The organism is Pseudomonas sp. B21-035 (assembly GCF_024748945.1).
Classification (GTDB): Bacteria; Pseudomonadota; Gammaproteobacteria; order Pseudomonadales; family Pseudomonadaceae; genus Aquipseudomonas.
In genome coordinates this window covers 1,433,635-1,452,915 of sequence record NZ_CP087179.1, presented here as the reverse complement: position 1 = coordinate 1,452,915, position 19,281 = coordinate 1,433,635, and the positions used below count along the sequence as shown (strand labels likewise).

The following is a 19,281-nucleotide window of genomic DNA, read 5'->3' as shown; positions in this document are numbered from 1 at the left end:
CCTCTGCGAGGCTCAGCCGGCGCGGAAAATCAGATAGTCTTCCCAGTCGTCTTCATCGACGCTGTCTTCGCTGAGCATGCGCCCGGATTGTGAAATCCGTTGCTTGTGCACCTGCTCGCGGTCGCCACACACCAGGTGATGCCAGTCGGGCAGATCCTTGCCCTCGCTGACCAGGCGGTAACCGCAGGTGGTCGGCAGCCATTTGAACTGGTCGGCCTTGCCCGGCGTGAGCTGGATGCAGTCGGGTACGATCTGCATCCGCTGCGGGTAATCGCTGCACTGGCAGGTCTTGAGGTCCAGCAACTTGCAGGCGATACGCGTGTAATAGACGCTGTTGTCGTCTTCATCTTCAAGCTTTTGCAGGCAGCACAGGCCACAGCCGTCACACAGCGACTCCCACTCTTGCGGGTCGAGTTGCTCGAGGGTTTTACGCATCCAGAATGGATTGGCGTTGGCAGTCATGTCGCGGGTGTCCTGTTTCAATTCGTATGCGGCGGCGCGGCGGCGCCAGTCTAGGGCCTGTCACCGGCCATTGCCAGACCGCTTGTCAGCGCTCATATGACACAGTAGTTTGACCAGCGGTCACCTACCCAACTTCAGGAACTATTGATGAGTGCAAATCCTCGCGTTGCCGATCATGCCATCAACGAACAGTTCATCCAGCGCTGGTCGCCGCGCGCCTTCACCGCCGAGCCGATTGACCAGACCACCCTGCTGAGCTTCCTTGAAGCCGCACGCTGGGCACCTTCGGCCTATAACTCGCAGCCCTGGCGCTTCCTCTATGCCCGCCGCGATACGCCGAACTGGGAACGCTTCCTTGGCCTGCTCAACGAGTTCAACCGCAGCTGGGCCCAGCACGCCTCGGCGCTGGTGATCATCATTTCCAAAACCAGCTTCACCGCGCCGGGCGCCAGCGAAGAAACCCCGGCCCTGTGGCACACCTTCGACACCGGCTCGGCCTGGGGACATCTGGCGTTGCAGGCGAGCCTGAGCGGCTGGCACACCCATGGCATGGCCGGTTTCGACCAGGAACTGACCCGCAAGGAGCTGAAGATCCCCGAAGGCTACGCCCTGCACGCGGCAGTGGCGATCGGCAAGCTGGGCGACAAGTCGACCCTGGCCGAAGGCTTGCAGGCGCGGGAAGTGCCGAGCCCGCGGCGGCCGTTGAGCGAGTTGGCGGCTGAGGGTGATTTCAGCCTTTGATGGGTTTCGCGGGTCAAGTCGAGACGTTTAATAGCCGCGCTGAAAGTCCACTTCCCCGCGCAGCCCTTGACCCGCCTGATACGCCCGCAAGTTCTCGACAAACAAGCGCACCATCGCCGAAGGCGATGTCGGTGCCGAGCTGTGCCCGGTCAGCAGCAAGCCCCAGGCGGTCCAGAACGGATGGCGCTGGGGCAGCGGCTCCTGCCGACAGACATCGATCACCGCACCGGCCAGATGGCCTTTCTTCAAAGCCTCGACGAGGTCGCCATCGACCACCGCCACACCGCGCCCGGCATTGATGAACAGCGCCTCGGGGTTGAAGCGCTGAAACAACGCGGCGTCGTACAGGTCATGGGTTGCCGGGGTATCGGGCAGCAGGTTGATGACATAATCGACCTCGCCGACCAGACGGCCCAGGTCGTCAAGGCCGGCCACTTCGATAAACGGCGCCTGCTCACGCGGCTGGCTGGCGATGCCGTACAACTGCACGCCAAACGGAACCAGAAACTGCGCCACCTGCTGGCCGATATCACCGGTGCCGACGATCAGCGCCCGGCGCCCTTGCAGGCTGCGTCCGGGGCGGTCATCCCACTTGCGCTCGACCTGGCTGACCAGGCGCGCCAGTACCTCGCGCTCGTGACCGAGCATGTAGGTGAGCACATACTCGGCCATGACCTGGCCAAAGATGCCCACCGCCCGGGTCAGGCGGTAGTCGCGCTGCAGGCCGTCTGCCAGCAGCGGGGTGATGCCGGCCCAGGTCGACTGCAGCCACTGCGGCTGATGACCCTGGCGCAGCAAGGTCGCCAGCAGGTCCGGCTGGCCCAGCCACACCGGGCTGGCGGCGGCCATCCGCGCAAGCTCGGCCGAATCGCCACTGTTCAGGACCTCCAGGTCCGGTGCCATCTCGCGCAACAGCCGAGCGTAGAGGGCATGATCCTGTTCAGCGATCAAAACACGCATGTTCATTGCAACCTTGGGTAACGGCGCAAGCCGCCAGGGGCTGGCGGCGCGACAAAGAGGGGGATCAGACCGGGTCGTTGCGACGCAGCAGCTCTTCTGGCAGGTGCTCGATGTACTCGTCCTCGGCCGGTGGCATTTGCAGGTGGTAACCCTGCTGTTCGAGGTTTTCCAGGACCTTGGCAATATCTTCGCGGGCCAGCTGGCGCTCCGGGCTCAGGACCAGGTCGAAGGCATGCACGGGCTTGCCAAAGAACGGCAGCAGGCCTTCGGGCACGCGCTCCAGGCCGTCGGCCTTGAGCACGTACAGGTACATTTCGTTCTTGCGCGGGCTCTTGTAGATCGAGCAGATACGTTTCATGGTTGGTCTCCGGCGCCCGCCAGGCAATCAAGCAGCGCCTGCCCCATGCGCTCACGGCGCCAGCCGCGCAGCGACTCGGGGAGTTGATAGGGTCCGTTGGGGTAGCCGCTCTTGAGCAGCAGTTCCAGGGTTTTCTTGCGCAGCATCAGCTCGGGGGCGATGTTCAGGCGCTCGGCCTCGGCCTGGCCGATGGCGCGCAGTTGCTTGAGCAGCGCCGAGGCTTCGATCGGCAGCGGCTCGGGCACCGCCGGAGGCCATTGCTCCGGCGGCAGGCTGGCGGCCTGCTTGATCAGGCCGAGCAAAAACTCGCCATCCTGACGAATGGTGCGCGGGTGCATGTCTTCGATCTTGGCCAGCGCCGACAGCGAGTCGGGCTGGGTGCGGGCCATCGGCCACAAGGCGTTTTCACGCACGATGCGGTTGCGCGGCAGGTCGCGCGCACGCGCCTCGCACTCGCGCCAGGCGCACAGCTCGCGCAGTACCGCCAGTTGCGCACGCGACAGCTTCCAGGCCAGCTTGGCTTCGCGGTATAGCTCAAGGGGATCGGTTTCGCGACGCAGCTGGGCAACCAGTTCGGCGCCGTCTTCAAGCACCCAGGCGTTCTTGTCATCCGACAATTGCGGGCGCAGGCGCTCGTACAGTTCGGCCAGGTGCACGGCGTCTTCGGCGGCGTAGCTGACCTGGGTGTCCGACAGCGGGCGTTGCAGCCAGTCGGAGCGGGTTTCACCCTTGGGCAGGTCAATGCCCAGCACTTCCTGGACCAGGCGCGAATAGCCCATGGAGAAGCCCAGGTTGAGGTAACCGGCGGCCAGCTGGGTGTCGAACAACGGCGCCGGCAGGCTGCCGGTCAGGCGCGACAGCACTTCGAGGTCTTCGCTGCAGGCATGCAGGACCTTGATCACCTGCGGATCTTCGAGCAGGCCGGCCAGCGGCTGCCAGTCGCCGATGCGCAGTGGATCGATCAGGTAGGCCCGTGCCCCGTCGCCGACCTGGATCAAACCGGCTTTCGGATAAAAGGTATCGACCCGCATGAACTCGGTGTCGAGTGCCACGAAGGGCAGCGTGCGCCACTGCTGGCAATGCTCTGCCAGGCTGCGGTCATCGCAAATCCAGTGAATATCAATGGCCACAAGGCTCTCCCACAAACAATGGCGCGCAGTATATACGGCGCAGGCCATCGTCGGGAAACCACTCGACCGCTATCCCTGCCGCCGCTACCGCGCCTGTGATCAGTGCCGGGCCAACATCGGCCGGCAACTGGCGAACAGGTCCAGCTGCGGCTTGTACAGGGCGGTGTGCACCTGCAGCAGGCCGAGCATGGAATGGAACAGATTGTCCTGGCTCAGCGGTTGATTAAGGGCCTTCTGCAGGCAGTCGCTGTCGACGCCGAAGCTGGCCTTGTAACTGTCGGAGAACCACGCCAGCAGCGGCACGTGTTTTTGCTGCTCCGGCGCCAGCATGTACGGCGTGCCATGCAGGTACAGGTTGTACTCACCGAGCGATTCGCCGTGGTCGGAGAGGTACAGCATGGCGGTGTCGACCTTGTCCTGCTTGCTGCGCAAGAGGTCGATCAGCGAAGCGAGGACATGGTCGGTGTACACCAGAGTGTTGTCATAGGCGTTGACGATGCTCTCCTGGCTGCACTGGTTGAGGGCGTTGCTGCGGCACACCGGAGTGAAGCGCTCGTACGCTTTGGGGTAACGCTTGTAGTAGTCCGGCCCGTGGCTGCCCATCTGGTGCAGGACCAGCACGGTGTCCTGTTGCAGGTTATCGATGAAGCCGTCCAGGCCCTTGAGCAGGATCTCGTCGCGGCACTCGTCATCGGCGCACAGCGCCGGGTCCTTGAGGTTGCTGACATCCTCGAACACCACCCGGTCGCAAGTGCCCTTGCAGCCAGACTGGTTATCACGCCAGCGCACCGCCAGCCCTGCCCGCTGGAGCACATCGAGCAGGCCTTCCTGGTTTTTTGCGGTGCTGGCGTCGTAATCCTTGCGGGTGAAGCCGGAGAACATGCACGGCACCGACACGGCGGTTTCGGTGCCGCAGGAGTGCACGTCGGTGAAGGCGATCAGGCCCTTTTCCTGGCTCAGTTGCGGTGTGGTGTCACGGCCATAGCCGAGCACCCCGAAGTTCGGCGCCCGCGCGCTCTCGCCGACCACCAGCACAGTCAGCGACTTGCGCGTACGTTGCTGCCAGGCGACGTCGAGCCTGGCGTCCTCGCCGATGGCGCGAAACGGCTTGGCGGCGCTGCCAACGCGCTCGCCGACATAGCCCAGGGAGGCGCCGACAACATTGCTCGGCACCAGCAGCAGGCGGATTTCATGGTGATTGCGAAACAGCGAAGCCAGGCCCTGGTAGTTGATCAGCGCGACGGCGCCCAGCACCACAACACAGGCGACACTGGCGAGTAACTTGCCGAACAATTCACGGACCCAGTTACGGTATAAAACCGGCGTCTTGTACAACAACAAAGAAGGCAAGACACCTAAAAACGTTATATATAAAAAAAGTTTAATCGAGAGCAGGTCACGCACTTCCGTGGCATTCGTCTCCATGGCATTGCGCAGCATGCCGACATCGATCATTACCCCGTACTGGCTCATGAAGTACGCCACTGCGGCACTGACCATGAACAAGGTAATCAGCAGCGGTTTGAGCAGCGGCCTGAAGGCCAGCAGGGTCAATACCAGGTTGAACGCACAGAGGATCATCACCCCAAAGGCCGCGCGCAGCAGCAGGCCGTGGGCATCGGTGGCAAGCACCGAGGCCAGGTGTTGCCACAATAACGAGTTGAAGCCGATCAACAGGTACAGGCTGGCAATCAACGTGACCCATTCGGCCCGCAGGGGTTTGACCTTGAACATGATGGTTCGCTTATTTAAACGTCGGGAACAGTGCCGTTGCGGCACTACCTGGAAACAGCCCGAACTTTAAGTAGCCAGTCATCAATTTTTTGTGAAAAAGACGCCAACAAATAGTCGCTTGGCGTCTATTTAAGTATTACGTTCAGCGTGTGTTCAGGCACCAGCCTGTTTACCCCGGCAGGTGCACTTTTGAATAGGAATCGCGATCAATATCAATTACCTCGACGCACAGCTGGATGTCCAGCTCCGGCGTGCCTGGCACGGCCTCCTTGAGCACCTCCAGCAGGCTCGCCGACAGCTGGCGTTTGATCTCGGCCGAACGGCCGCTGAGGATCGCCAGCTTGATGTGGGCGAACGCACGCTCTACCGGCGCCACGCCCACGCGAAAACTGCCCAGGGCCACGGCGCGGCTCTTGATGTCTAGCTCTTCGGCAAACTGGCCACTACCGACCAGGGCGTGGTTAAGGCGCAGCAACAGGCGGTCGACCTCGAGGTTTTTCAGGTTGTCGCTGTATTCCACATGAAGATGAGGCATTGCACGGAGTCCTGGGCAGGGCAAATGTTGCAACAGACTACCCCAGCCGCGAAACCCGGCAAAGCCGACTATCCTCTAAGTTCATGACTTCCACCCCACAAACCCCGGAGAGGTGAAAAGATGTCGGTCAAGCACGATTTGTACGCAGACGTGGGTCTGACCCCTGAGCAGTTCCTCGAGAAGCAACAGAGCAATCCACGGCTGAGTCAGTTGCATGAAGCGTACAACCGCAAAGACGCCGAAGTCGTCGCTGCCGAGAACAGTAGCGCCGCCGATGACACCGTCACCCGGCTACGCAAGGAACGCCTGAAGATCAAGGACGAGATCGTCGCCCATCTTAAGTAACCCGCAATACCTGTGGGAGCGGGCTTGACCCGCGATAGCGATCTACCTGCCACATCGCATCGCCAGGCAAGCTCGCTCCTGCCAGCCCCCCCTTAAGACCGCGCCCACACCACCGGAAACCAGTCCTCGCGCATGCGATCGCCGCTCTTCAGATCAATCCCCGGAAACGGCGGTGAGGTCCGGCCGGGCCGCTGGATATAGCGCACGTCATCACCCATGAAGCGCGTCGAGAAGGCTCGGCGGCGGTTGCTGCCGTTGTTGCCGGCGGCGCCATGCACGGTACGAAAATCGAACACCACCGCATCACCTGGCTCAAGCTCCGGCGAAAGAATCTGATACTCGCCGTTCTCCACGTCCGGCATGTCCATGAACAGGCTTTCACCGGAGCCGGCATCGGTGGCGCCATAGAAATCCTTGTTGCTGGCCCAGCTCTTGGGCCGAACCGGCTTGGGCCAGCGATGGGAGCCGAGGACCACGCTCAGGGTGTTGTGGCGGGTGACCGGGTCCAGCGGTATCCAGTAGCTGGCGGTTTGCAGGCCGTCGACGCAGTAGTACGGCAGGTCCTGGTGCCAGGGCGTGGGCTTGGAGGTACCCGGCTCCTTGACCAGGATGTGTTCATGGAACACCTGCACTTGCCGCGACTGCATCAGCGCCCCGGCAAGCGCCGCAGCGGGCGAGTTGAGCACGAAGTCCTTGAATGCCGGGATGCGTTGCCAGTTGCAGTAATCCTCGAAGAAGCGCCCGCCTTCGCCACTGCCGACGTTCTCGATGGCAAAGGCGCTGGGCGCGGCCAGGTTCTGTTCAAAACCTTCGCGCAGCGGTTCGATCCAGTCGCGGAACACGCCACGCAAGACCACTGCACCGTCACGCTGGAACTGTTCGATATCGGCATTCATCGCAGACCACCTCTCTTGTTGTAATGACAAAAGTATTGGGCGCCCGCGCGCAGCCGGTAAACCACAGATTACCTATGCGCCACTATAGGCAATCTGTATGGCGCGACGGTTGTCAGCCCGCCGCCTTTGGCCGGTTAATGGCCCTGCCTGTGTCCTACGGCGCCTTGCTATCCAAGAATAAGAACAACGAGGAGTTACCTGGGATGAACGAAAACAGCACCGCCTTGCGGCGCGGTCTGAGTACCCGCCACATTCGCTTCATGGCGCTCGGTTCTGCCATCGGCACCGGGCTTTTCTATGGCTCTGCAGCGGCCATCAAACTGGCCGGCCCTTCGGTGTTGCTCGCCTACCTGATCGGTGGCGCGGCGATCTACATGATGATGCGCGCCCTCGGCGAGATGGCCGTGCGCAACCCGGTGTCCGGCTCCTTCGGGCAATACGCCAGCCAGTACCTGGGGCGCTTTGCCGGTTTTCTCACCGGCTGGAGCTACGCCTTCTCGATGCTGGTGGTGTGCCTGGCGGATGTCACCGCCTTCGGCGTTTACATGAGCTTCTGGTTCCCCGACACGCCGCGCTGGATCTGGGTGCTGGGCATCGTCTTCTTCATCGGCGCGCTGAACCTGTGCAGCGTGCGGGTGTTTGGCGAACTGGAGTTCTGGCTGTCGCTGCTGAAAGTCACCGCCATCGTCTCGATGATCCTTGCCGGCGCCGCCGTGCTGATGTTCGGCATCCAGCTGGGCGGCGCCGGCGAGCCCCTGGCGGCGGTGAGCAACCTGTGGAGCCATGGCGGCTTCTTCCCCAACGGCGTAGGCGGCATGATCGCCTCGTTCACCGTGGTGATGTTCGCCTTCGGCGGCGTCGAGATGATCGGCATCACCGCCGGCGAAGCCAAGGACCCGCAGCGGGTGATTCCCCGGGCGATCAACTCGGTACCGCTGCGCATCCTGCTGTTCTACGTGTTCACCCTGTTGGTGCTGATGTCGATCTACCCCTGGTCGAAGATCGGCAGCGAAGGTAGCCCCTTCGTGCAGATTTTCAGCGGCCTGGGCATTGGCTCGGCGGCGACGCTGCTGAACATCGTGGTGATTTCGGCGGCGGTGTCGGCGATCAACAGCGACATCTTCAGCGCCGGGCGGATGATGTACGGCATGGCCCACAACGGCCAGGCACCGGCCAGCTTCGCCCAGCTGTCGCGCTTCGGTGTGCCGTGGATGACCGTGGTGGTGATGGCCGTGGCCCTGCTGCTGGGGGTGGTGCTCAACTACCTGGCGCCGGACAACCTGTTCCTGATCCTCGCGGCGGTGGTGACCTTTTCGATCGTCTGGGTGTGGCTGATGATCCTGCTGTCGCAGATCGTCATGCGCCGCGGCATGAGCGCCGACGAGGTGGCAAGGCTGCACTTCCCGGTGCCGTTCTGGCCGGTCGGCCCGGCCTGCGCGGTGGTGTTCATGCTGTTCATCTTCGGCGTGCTGGCCTGGTTCCCCGACACGCGCATGGCCCTGTACGTGGGCATCGGCTGGCTGGCCCTGCTGTCACTGGGCTACTGGCTGTTCGTCGCCCGCCAACCGCAGGTCAGGTTGGCCGGTTCGCCGGGTAACTGATCAGGTCGCCAGCTGCTCGCTGGCCCAGTCGAGGAAGGCCTGCGCCGCCGGTGACGGGCGCATGGCACTGGACTGGGCCAGCACCACCGGCTGCGGGCTGACCGTTTCCAGCAGGGGCCGGCAGGCCAGCGGCTGGCCGTCGTAGCTGCAATCGGCCACCGGCCGGGTGCAAGACAGCGCCACGCCATAGCCATGGGCGACCAGCCCGCGCTGCATCTCGAAAGTCTGGGTCAGTTGCAGGCTGGCCGGTTGCAGGTCATGGGCCCAGAACAGCGAAAGAAAGTATTCGCGGGTCCGGGCGATGTCTTCGAGAATCAAACACTCCGTGGCCAGGTCCACCAGCGATACCCGCTCCTGCAACGCCAGCGGGTGGTCGGCCGGCAGCAGGGCATAAGGCGTCAGCTGCGCCAGCACGCGCTTTTCGATCGGCGCATCGAGCCCCACGTCATAGGTCAGCGCCAGCTCCGCCTTGCCATCGGCAAGGCGCCGGTTGACCTCGGCAAGATCGGCCTCGAACAAGGTGATGGTGACTTCCGGATGGCGCCGGCGAAAGCCGCTCAGCAAGCGCGGCGCGTAATAGGGCCCCAGGTCCTGGAAGCAGATCAGGCTCAGGCTCCCGCGCACCACCTGTTGCTGCTCGCCCTTGCCGCTGATGGCCGAGGCCAGGTTGAGCATGTCGCGCGCCTGTTCGAGCAGCTTGCGCCCGGCCGGGGTCAGCTCCAGGCCACGGCTGACCTGGCGATGAAAGAGTTTCTCGCCCAGGCTCGCCTCCAGCTGCGACAGCGCCAGCGACACCGACGGCTGGGAAATATGCTTGGTGCGCGCCGCAGCACTGACACTGCCCTGCTCGGCGGCGGCGACGAAATACTCCAACTGGCGAAAGGTGAAGCCGATCATCGCAATGCCCCTCTGGGATGCTGGAACCAACAGTCGCGCAGTTACCTCGCCAGCGCCGGGCTCAACGCCGCGGGCGTATGCCAGGGGATATCAGCCCAGGCACCGCTGCCGGGGGCCAGCAACTGGCGCAGATGCTGCTCGTGGAACGCTTCGCCCAGCGAGTCGACGCGAAACGCCGCAACCCACTGCTCGCGCCCCAGCTTATAGGCTTTGCCGAAATCTTCCCAACTGTCGAAACAGTCCTGCGCCCGCTGCGCATTGAGCAGCAGCACACGCCAGGCAAGGTCAGGCTCGAGCCAGCGCATCAGCAGCGCACAACGGGCCACAAACGCCACCCGCGCACAGGCAAAGGCCATGGCCGCACGCGGCTCATCGCTGGCCGTCAGCGCCTGCAGGTCGAGGCTGTACCATTGCTGTTCGAGGCTCGCGCGCAAGTGCGCGCGCACGGCCTCGTCATCGCAGTTGCTGCGAACCCCGGCCTGGTGCAGCAACGCTGCCCGCACGATCTTCTGCGCTTGCTCGTTGAAGTGATCGCAGGCCGGCGAGTAGAAGCCCTCGACGCCCATCGCATCGGCCATGGGCCTGGCCAGCAACAGCGACCAGTGCTTGCGCTGGCTGAACAACGGCGCGGCGCGCGGTCGCAATGCCCGCCATAACAACCAGGCTGATACAACCGTCGCGATCAGTAAAAACATGCGTTTCTCCTTACCTTGCCCGGGCCTGCCAGGCCTGGATTTCCTCACCCTCGGCGGGCGTCATGTCCGGCCATGGCACGCCTTCGGTCTGGTACAGCGGATCATTGAGCTGACGCTCAGCGCGCTTGCTGACGATATGCCGGGTGGCGTACTTGACCGACACCGCTTGCGGGCCAGCCTGCAAGAACTGCTGCGGCTGACGCCCGGCCACCAGCCACTCGACCATGGCCGAAGGCGCTTCGAGGCGCTCGTACAGCTGCGGATAGCGCGCCACCAGGCGGGTCTGCGCGGTCGGGTCGCTGACCTCTTCGATGCGCAGCCACCCAGCTTCAGTGCGTACGATGCCGATGGCGATGCAGTCGGCGGGCGTCTGCTGGTCGGTGCCCAGGGCATTCAGGCACTGCAGCAAGTCCTGGTAATAGCGCTCGACCGGCGGCCGGTTCTGCTTGCCCTTGACCTGCTCGACGGTCAAGGTGCCGTCGGCCTGAACGATCAGGCTGATGGTGATGTGTGGCTGGCCCTGGCCGTCGCGAAAACTCAACACGCGCATGCGCCGCTGCTCCACCGCTTCGGCATAGCGCTCGCCGTAGCCGCCGGTGAGGGCGCGGCGATCGGCGAACTGGCCCAGGCAGTGGCGCATCACGTAGCTTTCAAAGGCCATCTCGGCGCGCAGCAAAGGGCTCTCGGGGCGCAGCTCCTGCAATACGTGCTCAGCAGTGGTCACCCGCGTGAGCAAGGCCTCGGGCTGGCTCTGGCGCCAGCCCTGCTCGACCCGCGCGGCCATCTGCGCATGCTCCTTGTGCCACAGCGCCAGCGCCTGCGGGCAGTTGATGCGATCGAGCTTGCCAGCCAGCGCGGTGCCCTGGCGCGAGGTCAGGAACTCCACCAGCAAGGCCTCCTCGGCCAGCAGTGGCGCCTGCTGCGGATCGATCCAGACCAGCGGCGCCTGCTGCGACTGTTTGCCGGCGTCGCCCAAGTGCCTGGCCACCCACGCCGGCGGTTCGGCCCCCAGCGCCTCGACCGCCTGCTCCAGGGTCAGGATCGGCCGCGCCGGCTCGAAGTTGCCGACCAGGTGCCGGTAGAAATGGTTGAGCAACCATTTGCCCACCTCTGGCGCATCACCACGGGCCTTGCTGCGCTCGGCAATTGCGCGCTTGAGTTGATCGGCATTGAGTGCGTTGCGCGGGGCGTAACCGGACTGTCGCAGCTCCGGTGTCACTTCCATATCTGCCACCAGGCCTTGCCAGCCGGTTTTTCAACGGCCTGCAGCTCGGCGATGCTCTGGCTGAAGATTTCATTGTTGCTCTGGTCGATAGCGTTGTCTGGATCACTGCGCAGGATCGAGCGCTGGTAGTAGGCGATGGCCTCTTCCTTGCGCCCCAGGCCCTTGAGCACATCGCCGGAGCAGCCCAGCAGGCTGGCGATGTCACCTTCGTTGACATAGGGCGCGTAGCGCAGCCACAGGCTGGTGGCGGCCTCCGGCAGGTTGTACGACAGGTACGTGGCCACTTTTATCCGCGCGAACAGTTGCGAGATTTCCAGGTCCTTGTCGGCGACTCCTTGCTCTTGCTGCCAGTTGAGCACGCGCTCAAGCCAGATCAGGATTTCGCGTTCGCGGTCCAGGCGGTACAGGGCCCGGCTGACTTCGAACAGGTACTCTTCGGGGTCGTGGCGGCTGTAGCCATAGTCGGCAGCGAAGTGCCAGAGCTGTTCGGCGGCTTCGGCGATGCCCGCGTCATCCCCCAGCTCAATGCGGTTTTGCAGGGTGCCATGATAGTGTTCTGCGAACGGACTGGCGGCAATGCCACGGGCATGCAGCTCCAGGGCCTGCTCATACATGCGCAGGTCGTTGTAGCAGCGGTAGTTGATCGCCAGGTTGTTGCAGAGCATCGAGTACATGTGCACACAGGCATCGTAACGATGCCCGCGACCGGTGGCGAAGCATTGCTCCATGCGAGCCTGGCCGCGTTCGTAGGCCAGCTTTTGTACTTCGCGCAACAACGACCAGGCCTGATCTGCTTCCTCGCTCGAGAGCTTCTCGACTTCCACCTCGACCAGGTCGTCGATGTTGCAAGCGAAACTGTAATAGTTCATGCCACCAGCCATTGTCAGCAGCGGTTGGCGCAAGGCATCGACAATGCCGAACACACTGGCATGGGCGCTGAACAGGCTGTAGGCGCTGCGGTGGTCTTGCATATTGCCGGCCGAAACGGCCTCGCGCAGCATCGTAAGTTCAGTGTTGGCGTCAATGCGCCCGGCCTGGCGTTCACGCACTGCCAGCAGGCGGTTGATCCAGGGGTGGTTCGGCGCGCGGCGGCGGGCTTCTTCCAGGGCCTGGGCGAAAACGTTATCGAGCTGCTCAAGGTCATCGCGGGCAGCATACAGCGCATCGAGCAGCGGGCCCATGGACGGCGTCGACTCGTCGCGCCATGGCAGCCCGGAAACAAACCGCTCCAAGACCTTTTGATCATCACAGGCGCGCATCACGCACAGCGGCCACCATGGCGACTGATCCTCGGCATCGAGCAGACGATCGTGTACCCAGTAGGCAGTGCCCGGCCACATCTGGCTGCGAACGCCATAGATTTCCATGAATGCACGCTGCCCGGCGTCGTCGATCTGACCGTTTTCAAGCAACCAGGGCAAGTGGAATTCGACAAAGTTGTCGCTGCCGCTGGAGTCCAGTTCCAGGGTCGCCACTTCACAGATTTTCAAGGCGCCGGGCAGGTCGCCCTGGGCCTTCAATGAGCGCGCCGCCAGGCGCGCCAGGCGCACTTCCCACTCGCGGCGCTGGGGCAGCGACAGCTCAGCGATCAACTGCACTACAGGTTGCTCGAACATCGCCAGGCGCAGCGGCACGATTTCGATCAGTGCATCGCCCAGCCACAGCCAGTCGTTGCCGTCGACGTCCTGGTCAGCAGCGGCGGTGCGCAACGCGGTAATTGCCGCCAGCGCCGCTTCGCGAGCCTCTTCGTCACGTTCGTGGGCAGCCAGCACCCGCGCCCGGCGCCGGTGCTGGTCGGCATCGTCCCAGGCCCGCAAGGCATGGCGGCCGGGGTTGATCAACGCCAGGGTGTGACGCACCTCGATGGCCTTGAGGGCGACGTCGAGGGTGGTGTGCTGCAGATCGTCAAAAATGCGGTAGCGCCGGTACTGTTCGATATCGAACGCCAGCGACTCGTTGCTCAGTTGCTGCAGGGCGTCGAGGGCCTGCAGCAGGCCTTGCTCGTCTTTGAGGTAGTTGCAAAGGCGCAGCTGGTAGATCAGCAGGTTGACCTTGAGTTCGTTGCGCGCCTCTTCTGGCGTCGCCTCGATCAGCGCCTGGCCGTCGTCGGCCAGCACCGCCCTGGAGGCGTCGGCGTCTCCGGCGTTGACCCACAGCACGTGCAGACGGTCAATCGATTCCAGCGAGGCTGCCTTGAGCGGCTGGGCGCGCAGCAGGCCCAGCACGTGGTCGTCACCGTGTTCCTGATGTTCGACCTCAAGACGGTCGATGAATTGATCCAGCTGGATTCCGGACAGCACGGTGCTGTTCTGCGTCATTGTGAACTCCATTTGCGAATGACTGTGCATCGCCCGATGCGCCCTGCGCCGGCGCCCTTGAACGGGCCAACGGGTACTCGTGTACGTCGGCCCTGGACAGGCAACGATGACGAAAGGGATCGGGCAATACAGCGAGGTGCTGCACGCTACCAGTTGGCGTTTGAAAATCCAAGCGGGTGCAGGGGGTGGGCGCGCTGATTAATGCGCAAACAGCGGATCGACACTGTGCAGGCAGCGCTTGATCGAGTCGAGGTCCGGTGCCGGCGACAGGCACAGTTGAATCCTGGCATTGACCGGCACCGAGACCCGCGAACAATCGGCGCGTTGCCCTTCATAGATCAGCGCATGGCGGATGCGCGGGTTGTCGTGGCAGAACTTCAACAGGTTGAACTGCCGGGAAGGCACCAGCACCGTGTTGACGATCAACAAGTCGAAGGGTGTGCCCTGCGCCCGGGTCGCGGCTTGCAACGCTTGAAAGCTACTCAAGTGGGCAACGCGGCTGTACCCCAGGCGGTTGAGCATGTTTTCTATCTTGCTTCGCTGATCCTGCTGCCGATCAGCGATCACTATGCGCAATGCTATGTTTGACATTCGGTAAACCTGACAGATGGGCTCCGCGAGTCTTTATAAACGCTGCGACTCGCTGAAGTACTGGCAAGGTTACCGTTGGTCGTCTGCGGAGACTCTAAGACAATTCTCAAACGCCCTTACGCCCAAGCCTTAAGGCGTGGTCAGGGTAATCAGGTAGGCGCCGGAACTCAGGGCCTTGCCGGAAGCATCCAGCAGCGCGTACTGCTGGTTGTAGTAACGCCCGGCCGTGCCGCTGTCGGCCACCAGCCTGACGTTGACCGGCGCATGGTCGGGCGTAGTGACCGAAGCCTGCGGGACGACCTGCTGCAGCTCGATGCGGGTACCCCGGGCCTGGGCCGGGCAATCGCTGAGGTTCAAGGCACCGGCCCGGGCCGAAGGCGTGCACGGCGACTCGACGATGCTGCCGGTGAAATTGATCACGCCCTGGGCAACCGGCGTGGCGGCCATGCAGGCCCCGTTCAGACCCAACAGCAACCCTGCAGCGATAGCAACATATTTACTCTTCATGCCGACACTCCTGCGAAAACGGTTGATACCTTGAGTGTCGGCCAGACGGCGCAATGTTTAAGGATTGTCTGATAGGCATTGTTGCGCTTTGCCAAGCAGGTCGCAGAACCGGACAAATAAGCGCCCGCTGGCTGGTCAACGCCTGCGCCAGGGCCTATGTTTAAGGATTGTCTGATGTCTGCAGCATTCGCGACTCACTAGAGTCGGCGAATGAGATTAAAAAGCTACCTGCTGCAAATCAGCCCGCTTCTTTCCAGCCCCGAAGCCGCCCGCCGCTTGCTGCGGTTGTTCGCCGTGGTTTTGCTGATCGGCATCTTCAGCGGCGTGTACAACTTCCTGTTGTTCACCTTCAACAACGACATCTCCCAGCGTCGCGGCTACATGAGCAGCGCGATCGCCGAGGCGCACACCTTCTTCACCAACCGCGAGGCCTTGCTCGAGAGCCTGAGCCTGTCGGCGGTGCGCAAGTCGAAACAGGCAAGGTCCCTGGTCTACCTGCCATCGAGCGAAGAAGTGCACCTGCAACTGGGCAGCACCAGCGACAACCGCTGGAGCATCTGGCTGACCCAGCGCATGCGCGATTACATGAAGGACAAGCAGGTCAGCCTGCTGTATGTCGACACCGGGCCGAACGCGCAGGTCAGGCGCCTGTACAACTCCGCCCCCGGGGTGCCGGGGTTTTCGCCGCGCATGCTTGAGCAGCTACAGGCGCTCAAGGACAACAGCCCCTACCCCGCCGCCGAACTGTGGCTGACCGACCAGACCGAGCAGCGCTCGTACCTGTACATCTTCATTCGCCTGGATGAGCGCGACGCCGAGTCGGGCTGGCTGGGCCTGGAAATGGACAGCCGCGAGGTGTCGGCGGCGCTCAACGACCAGAGCGCCGGCGAGTTCATGATGCTCAACTCCGAAGGCATGCTGGTGTTCACCAACAGCCACGATGCGCACCTTGGGCAGATGCTGCTCAACTCCCAGGGGGAAAACTTCTTCGGTTTTGTCGGCGACGGCTGGATCCCCGACCACCTGGTGATCCGCAAGCACCTGAAGTCTTCGGACTGGCAACTGGTGTACTCGATCGACCTGCTGGCGGTGCTGGCCGGGTTGTGGAAGCAGTTGGTCGGCTCGCTGCTGTTCTGCCTGTTCACCGTGACCCTGATCCTGCTGCTGATGCGCCGCATCGAGCATCGCTTCATAGCACCGGCGATCAACCGCATCCAGGCCCTGATCGAAAGCGAGGCGTTCAGCCGCGATGTGATCCAGACCGCACCGGTGGCCTTGTGCGTACTGCGCCGCACCGACGGCAAGGTGGTGCTGGAAAACACCCTGGCGCAACAATGGCTGGGCGACGGCCTGGAGCGCGATGTGCTGTGCGCCGGCTGGATCAACCAGGCCTTCGCCAGCCAGCAAGCCGAGCGCAGCGACTACTTCGCCACCGCCGATGGCCGCCACCTGTACCTGAGCAGCGCGCCGACCCGCTACAACGGCGAAGACGTGCTGTTCTGCGCCTTCAGCGACATCAGTGCGCGCAAGCAGGTTGAAGCGGCGCTGGAAGAAGCGCGGCAATCGGCCGATGCCGCCAACGAGGCCAAGACGCTGTTTCTGGCGACCATGAGCCACGAGATCCGCACCCCGCTGTACGGTGTGCTGGGTACCCTGGAACTGCTGGCGCGCACCCAGCTCGATGCCCAGCAGCGCGATTACCTGCACGCGATCGAAGGCTCGTCAGCAACCCTGTTGCAGTTGATCTGCGACGTGCTGGATGTGTCGAAGATCGAAGCCGGGCAACTGGCCCTGGAGCTGAGCGAGTTCTCGCCCGCGGAGCTGGTCCACGAGGTCATCCAGGGCTACAGCGCCGCGGCCCAGGGCAAGAACCTGCAGTTGTACGCCTGCTTCGATCCGCAACTGCCGGAGCGGCTGATTGGCGACGTGACGCGGATCCGCCAGATCCTCAACAACCTGCTGAGCAATGCGGTCAAGTTCACCGACAGCGGCCGGGTGGTGTTGCGGGTCAAGCTGATCAACCGCGATGGCGAGCGTTCAAGCCTGATGTGGCAGGTGTCGGACACCGGCAAGGGCATCGCCGAGGAAGACCACCCGTACATTTTCGAGCCGTTCTACCAGACTGAAGGCAACACCAACGTAGTGGCCGGCACCGGCCTGGGCCTGCCGATCTGCCAGCGCCTGACCCAGTTGATGAACGGCCAGTTGCGCATGGTCAGCGAACTGGGCCTGGGCAGCAGTTTTACCCTGACCCTGCCACTGGAAGAAGCCTCGGCCAGCAGCGACCTGCCGGCCCAGGGCAACCTGTTGCCCGAGACCATCTACGTAGTCTCGCCGATTCGCGAGCTGGCGCAGTCGATCAGCGGCTGGCTACGCCGCTGGGGCGCCCGGGCCCAGGTCGGGCGGCCAACGCCGGCGGATGCCGCCAGCGGCCACCTGCTGCTCGAGCTGCACCCCGGCAGCGCCGAGCAAGCGCTGGTGGCCGACTGGAGCGGGCCGCTGATCCTGGCCAGCGCCCATGGCTGCTGCGAGCCGCAACTTGAAGACGGCCGCTGGCAGGTCAACCTCAACCACCTCAGTGCTCTTTACCAGGCCGTCCGCCAGGCCCAGGGGCTGTGGATCGCCCGTACCGATGACCCGCAAAAACGCGAAATGCAGAAACTCGAGCTGCACATCCTGGTGGCCGAAGACAACATCATCAACCAGTTGATCCTGCGTGATCAGCTCGAAGAGCTCGGCTGCACCGTCGAGTTAGCGGGGGACGGTATCGAGGCCCTGCAATTGTGGAAAAGCGGGCACTTCGACGTGGTCCTGACCGATGTGAACATGCCCAAACTCAATGGCTACGAACTGGCCAGAGAACTGCGCCGCCAAGGCTGCTCGATCCCGATCATCGGAGCGACGGCCAATGCCATGCGCGGCGAAGCCGAACTATGCCTTGCAGCCGGAATGAATCATTGCCTGGTCAAGCCTTTCGCGCTGCGGGCCTTGTTCAACTATCTGGCGCCTTATCAAGAGACCTCTCATGAAGCCCTATAACATCTTGATCGTCGAGGACCACCCGTTCCAGCACATGTACTTGCAGCACCTGTTCAGCGAACTGGGCGATTTCCATTTCGAAGCGGCCCAGGACGGCAAGGAAGCGCTGGAACACCTGCAGCGGCGTGACTTCGACCTGGTGCTGACCGACCTGCTGATGCCCGGCATGGACGGCGTGCAGTTCATCCAGGGCCTGGCCAGGCTGCGCAGCAAACCGGACCTGGCAATCATGAGCGCCGCCTCCAAGCGCATGCTCATGGCTGCAAGCCTGGTGGCCAAAAACCTTGGCGTCGAAGTGATCGGCCTGCTCTCCAAGCCGGTCAAGCCCGATGCCCTGCGCAACCTCACCGATCAGCTCAACGGCAAGAACCGCAGCGCGCCGCCGGTGCCGCCGGCGGTGGCGCAGTTCGACTACCAGGCGCTTATCCATGGGCTGAGCAACGGCCAGTTCCAGGCCTGGTTCCAGCCGAAAAAATCCCTCAGCAATGGCCGCATCGTTGCCGCTGAAGCCCTGGTGCGCTGGATGCACCCGGAGCAAGGCGTGCTGCTACCCGGCGCGTTCCTGCCGGCGTTCAAGACCTTCGAATTGGAAGAGCGCCTGCTGTGGCTGATGCTCAAGCAGGCGATCCATGCCCAGGCGCGTTGGCGCCAGCAGGGGTATGACATTCCGGTATCGATCAACCTGCCGACCCACCTGCTCAACAGCCATGACCTGGCCGACCGCTTGCTGGAGTTCGTCCTGCACCACCAGGGCATCCCCGGCAAGATCTGCTTCGAGCTGATGGAGTGCTCGGTGCCCCAGGACATCAGTAACTTTTACGCCGGCGCCTGCCGCTTGCGCATCAAAGGCTTCGGCCTGTCCCAGGATGACTTCGGCAAGGGCTACAGCTCGTACATGAACCTGGTTTCGACGCCGTTCACCGAGCTCAAGATCGACCGCGCCCTGGTCCAGGGCTGCCACGAAAACGAAAGCATGACCTCGGCGCTGACCAGCATCGTCGCCCTGGGCCGCAAGCTAGGGTTGACGGTGGTCGCCGAAGGGGTCGAGACGCCCCAGGAGCTTGCCCTGTTGCGCAAGATCGATTGCAACCAGGCCCAGGGTTTTCTGATTTCCCACGCGGTATCGTCCGAGCAGTTTCAGCAATTGCTCACCAATGACGGGCCGGCCACCTTCTATTGAGTGGCCGCAGCGCCCTTGAATTGCCAGCAGAGGTACACTCCATCCAGCCACCACCCTTACTGATACT

At 63.1% G+C, this 19,281-nt stretch carries 18 protein-coding genes; 5 read left to right on the top strand and 13 right to left on the bottom strand.

What is annotated here, in order from left to right; translation table 11 throughout:
- Positions 1-12 precede the first annotated feature (12 nt).
- Positions 13-462, bottom strand: a complete 450-nt coding sequence (locus LOY22_RS06655; RefSeq protein ID WP_045193480.1) for a YcgN family cysteine cluster protein — start codon at positions 460-462, stop codon at positions 13-15.
- Positions 463-609: 147 nt separating this feature from the next.
- Here LOY22_RS06655 and LOY22_RS06650 point away from each other — a divergent pair, with 147 nt between their 5' ends.
- Entirely contained in the window at positions 610-1,203 is a 594-nt protein-coding gene (locus tag LOY22_RS06650) for a nitroreductase family protein (protein WP_258596918.1), read from the top strand.
- 27 nt (positions 1,204-1,230) lie between these two features.
- Here the strand turns inward: LOY22_RS06650 and LOY22_RS06645 are convergent, their stop codons facing one another.
- The 5 genes from LOY22_RS06645 to LOY22_RS06625 all read right to left on the bottom strand — a co-directional run bounded on the left by LOY22_RS06645 (position 1,231) and on the right by LOY22_RS06625 (position 5,920).
- The gene (locus tag LOY22_RS06645; protein WP_045193705.1) at positions 1,231-2,163 is read right to left on the bottom strand and encodes a D-2-hydroxyacid dehydrogenase; all 933 of its coding nucleotides are present in this window, start codon (positions 2,161-2,163) and stop codon (positions 1,231-1,233) included.
- 64 nt (positions 2,164-2,227) lie between these two features.
- Positions 2,228-2,521 (bottom strand): YcgL domain-containing protein, encoded by a 294-nt coding sequence (locus LOY22_RS06640; RefSeq protein ID WP_045193483.1) that lies wholly within the window; start codon positions 2,519-2,521, stop codon positions 2,228-2,230.
- The gene (rnd, locus tag LOY22_RS06635) at positions 2,518-3,651 is read right to left on the bottom strand and encodes a ribonuclease D (RefSeq protein WP_258596915.1); all 1,134 of its coding nucleotides are present in this window, start codon (positions 3,649-3,651) and stop codon (positions 2,518-2,520) included. The genes LOY22_RS06640 and rnd overlap by 4 nt, the downstream gene beginning before the upstream one ends.
- Before the next feature lie 99 nt (positions 3,652-3,750).
- A complete protein-coding gene (locus tag LOY22_RS06630; protein WP_258596913.1) occupies positions 3,751-5,385 on the bottom strand; it encodes a phosphoethanolamine transferase in 1,635 nt (544 codons plus the stop codon).
- A 169-nt stretch (positions 5,386-5,554) separates the two neighbouring features.
- Entirely contained in the window at positions 5,555-5,920 is a 366-nt protein-coding gene (locus tag LOY22_RS06625; RefSeq protein WP_093386246.1) for a 5-carboxymethyl-2-hydroxymuconate Delta-isomerase, read from the bottom strand.
- A gap of 120 nt (positions 5,921-6,040) precedes the next feature.
- Between LOY22_RS06625 and LOY22_RS06620 the strand changes: the two genes are divergently transcribed.
- A complete protein-coding gene (locus tag LOY22_RS06620) occupies positions 6,041-6,265 on the top strand; it encodes a YdcH family protein (protein ID WP_093386251.1) in 225 nt (74 codons plus the stop codon).
- 92 nt (positions 6,266-6,357) lie between these two features.
- Here the strand turns inward: LOY22_RS06620 and LOY22_RS06615 are convergent, their stop codons facing one another.
- Entirely contained in the window at positions 6,358-7,161 is an 804-nt protein-coding gene (locus tag LOY22_RS06615) for a phytanoyl-CoA dioxygenase family protein (protein ID WP_093386256.1), read from the bottom strand.
- Between the two features lie 203 nt (positions 7,162-7,364).
- On the opposite strand from LOY22_RS06615, the gene LOY22_RS06610 reads away from it, so the two are divergent.
- Entirely contained in the window at positions 7,365-8,762 is a 1,398-nt protein-coding gene (locus LOY22_RS06610; RefSeq protein ID WP_213602143.1) for an amino acid permease, read from the top strand.
- On the opposite strand, the gene LOY22_RS06605 is transcribed toward LOY22_RS06610, so the two are convergent.
- From LOY22_RS06605 to LOY22_RS06580, 6 genes are all read right to left on the bottom strand, one after another.
- The gene (locus LOY22_RS06605; RefSeq protein ID WP_093386266.1) at positions 8,763-9,659 is read right to left on the bottom strand and encodes a LysR substrate-binding domain-containing protein; all 897 of its coding nucleotides are present in this window, start codon (positions 9,657-9,659) and stop codon (positions 8,763-8,765) included.
- Between the two features lie 41 nt (positions 9,660-9,700).
- Complete coding sequence (locus LOY22_RS06600; protein ID WP_258596908.1) at positions 9,701-10,354, bottom strand: DUF1266 domain-containing protein; 654 nt, start codon at positions 10,352-10,354, stop codon at positions 9,701-9,703.
- A 10-nt stretch (positions 10,355-10,364) separates the two neighbouring features.
- On the bottom strand, positions 10,365-11,579 hold the full coding sequence (locus tag LOY22_RS06595; RefSeq protein ID WP_093386275.1) for a hypothetical protein: 1,215 nt from the start codon (positions 11,577-11,579) through the stop codon (positions 10,365-10,367).
- Positions 11,570-13,897: a hypothetical protein gene (locus LOY22_RS06590; protein WP_258596906.1), complete on the bottom strand. Its 2,328-nt coding sequence runs from the start codon at positions 13,895-13,897 to the stop codon at positions 11,570-11,572. The genes LOY22_RS06595 and LOY22_RS06590 overlap by 10 nt, the downstream gene beginning before the upstream one ends.
- A 198-nt stretch (positions 13,898-14,095) precedes the next feature.
- Entirely contained in the window at positions 14,096-14,419 is a 324-nt protein-coding gene (locus LOY22_RS06585; protein ID WP_230090928.1) for a chemotaxis protein CheY, read from the bottom strand.
- Positions 14,420-14,617: 198 nt separating this feature from the next.
- On the bottom strand, positions 14,618-14,995 hold the full coding sequence (locus LOY22_RS06580) for a hypothetical protein (RefSeq protein ID WP_093386285.1): 378 nt from the start codon (positions 14,993-14,995) through the stop codon (positions 14,618-14,620).
- 210 nt (positions 14,996-15,205) lie between these two features.
- Between LOY22_RS06580 and LOY22_RS06575 the strand changes: the two genes are divergently transcribed.
- On the top strand, positions 15,206-18,034 hold the full coding sequence (locus LOY22_RS06575; RefSeq protein WP_213602151.1) for an ATP-binding protein: 2,829 nt from the start codon (positions 15,206-15,208) through the stop codon (positions 18,032-18,034).
- Positions 18,021-19,214 (top strand): EAL domain-containing protein, encoded by a 1,194-nt coding sequence (locus tag LOY22_RS06570; protein ID WP_045193498.1) that lies wholly within the window; start codon positions 18,021-18,023, stop codon positions 19,212-19,214. The genes LOY22_RS06575 and LOY22_RS06570 overlap by 14 nt, the downstream gene beginning before the upstream one ends.
- The last annotated feature ends 67 nt before the right edge of the window (positions 19,215-19,281 follow it).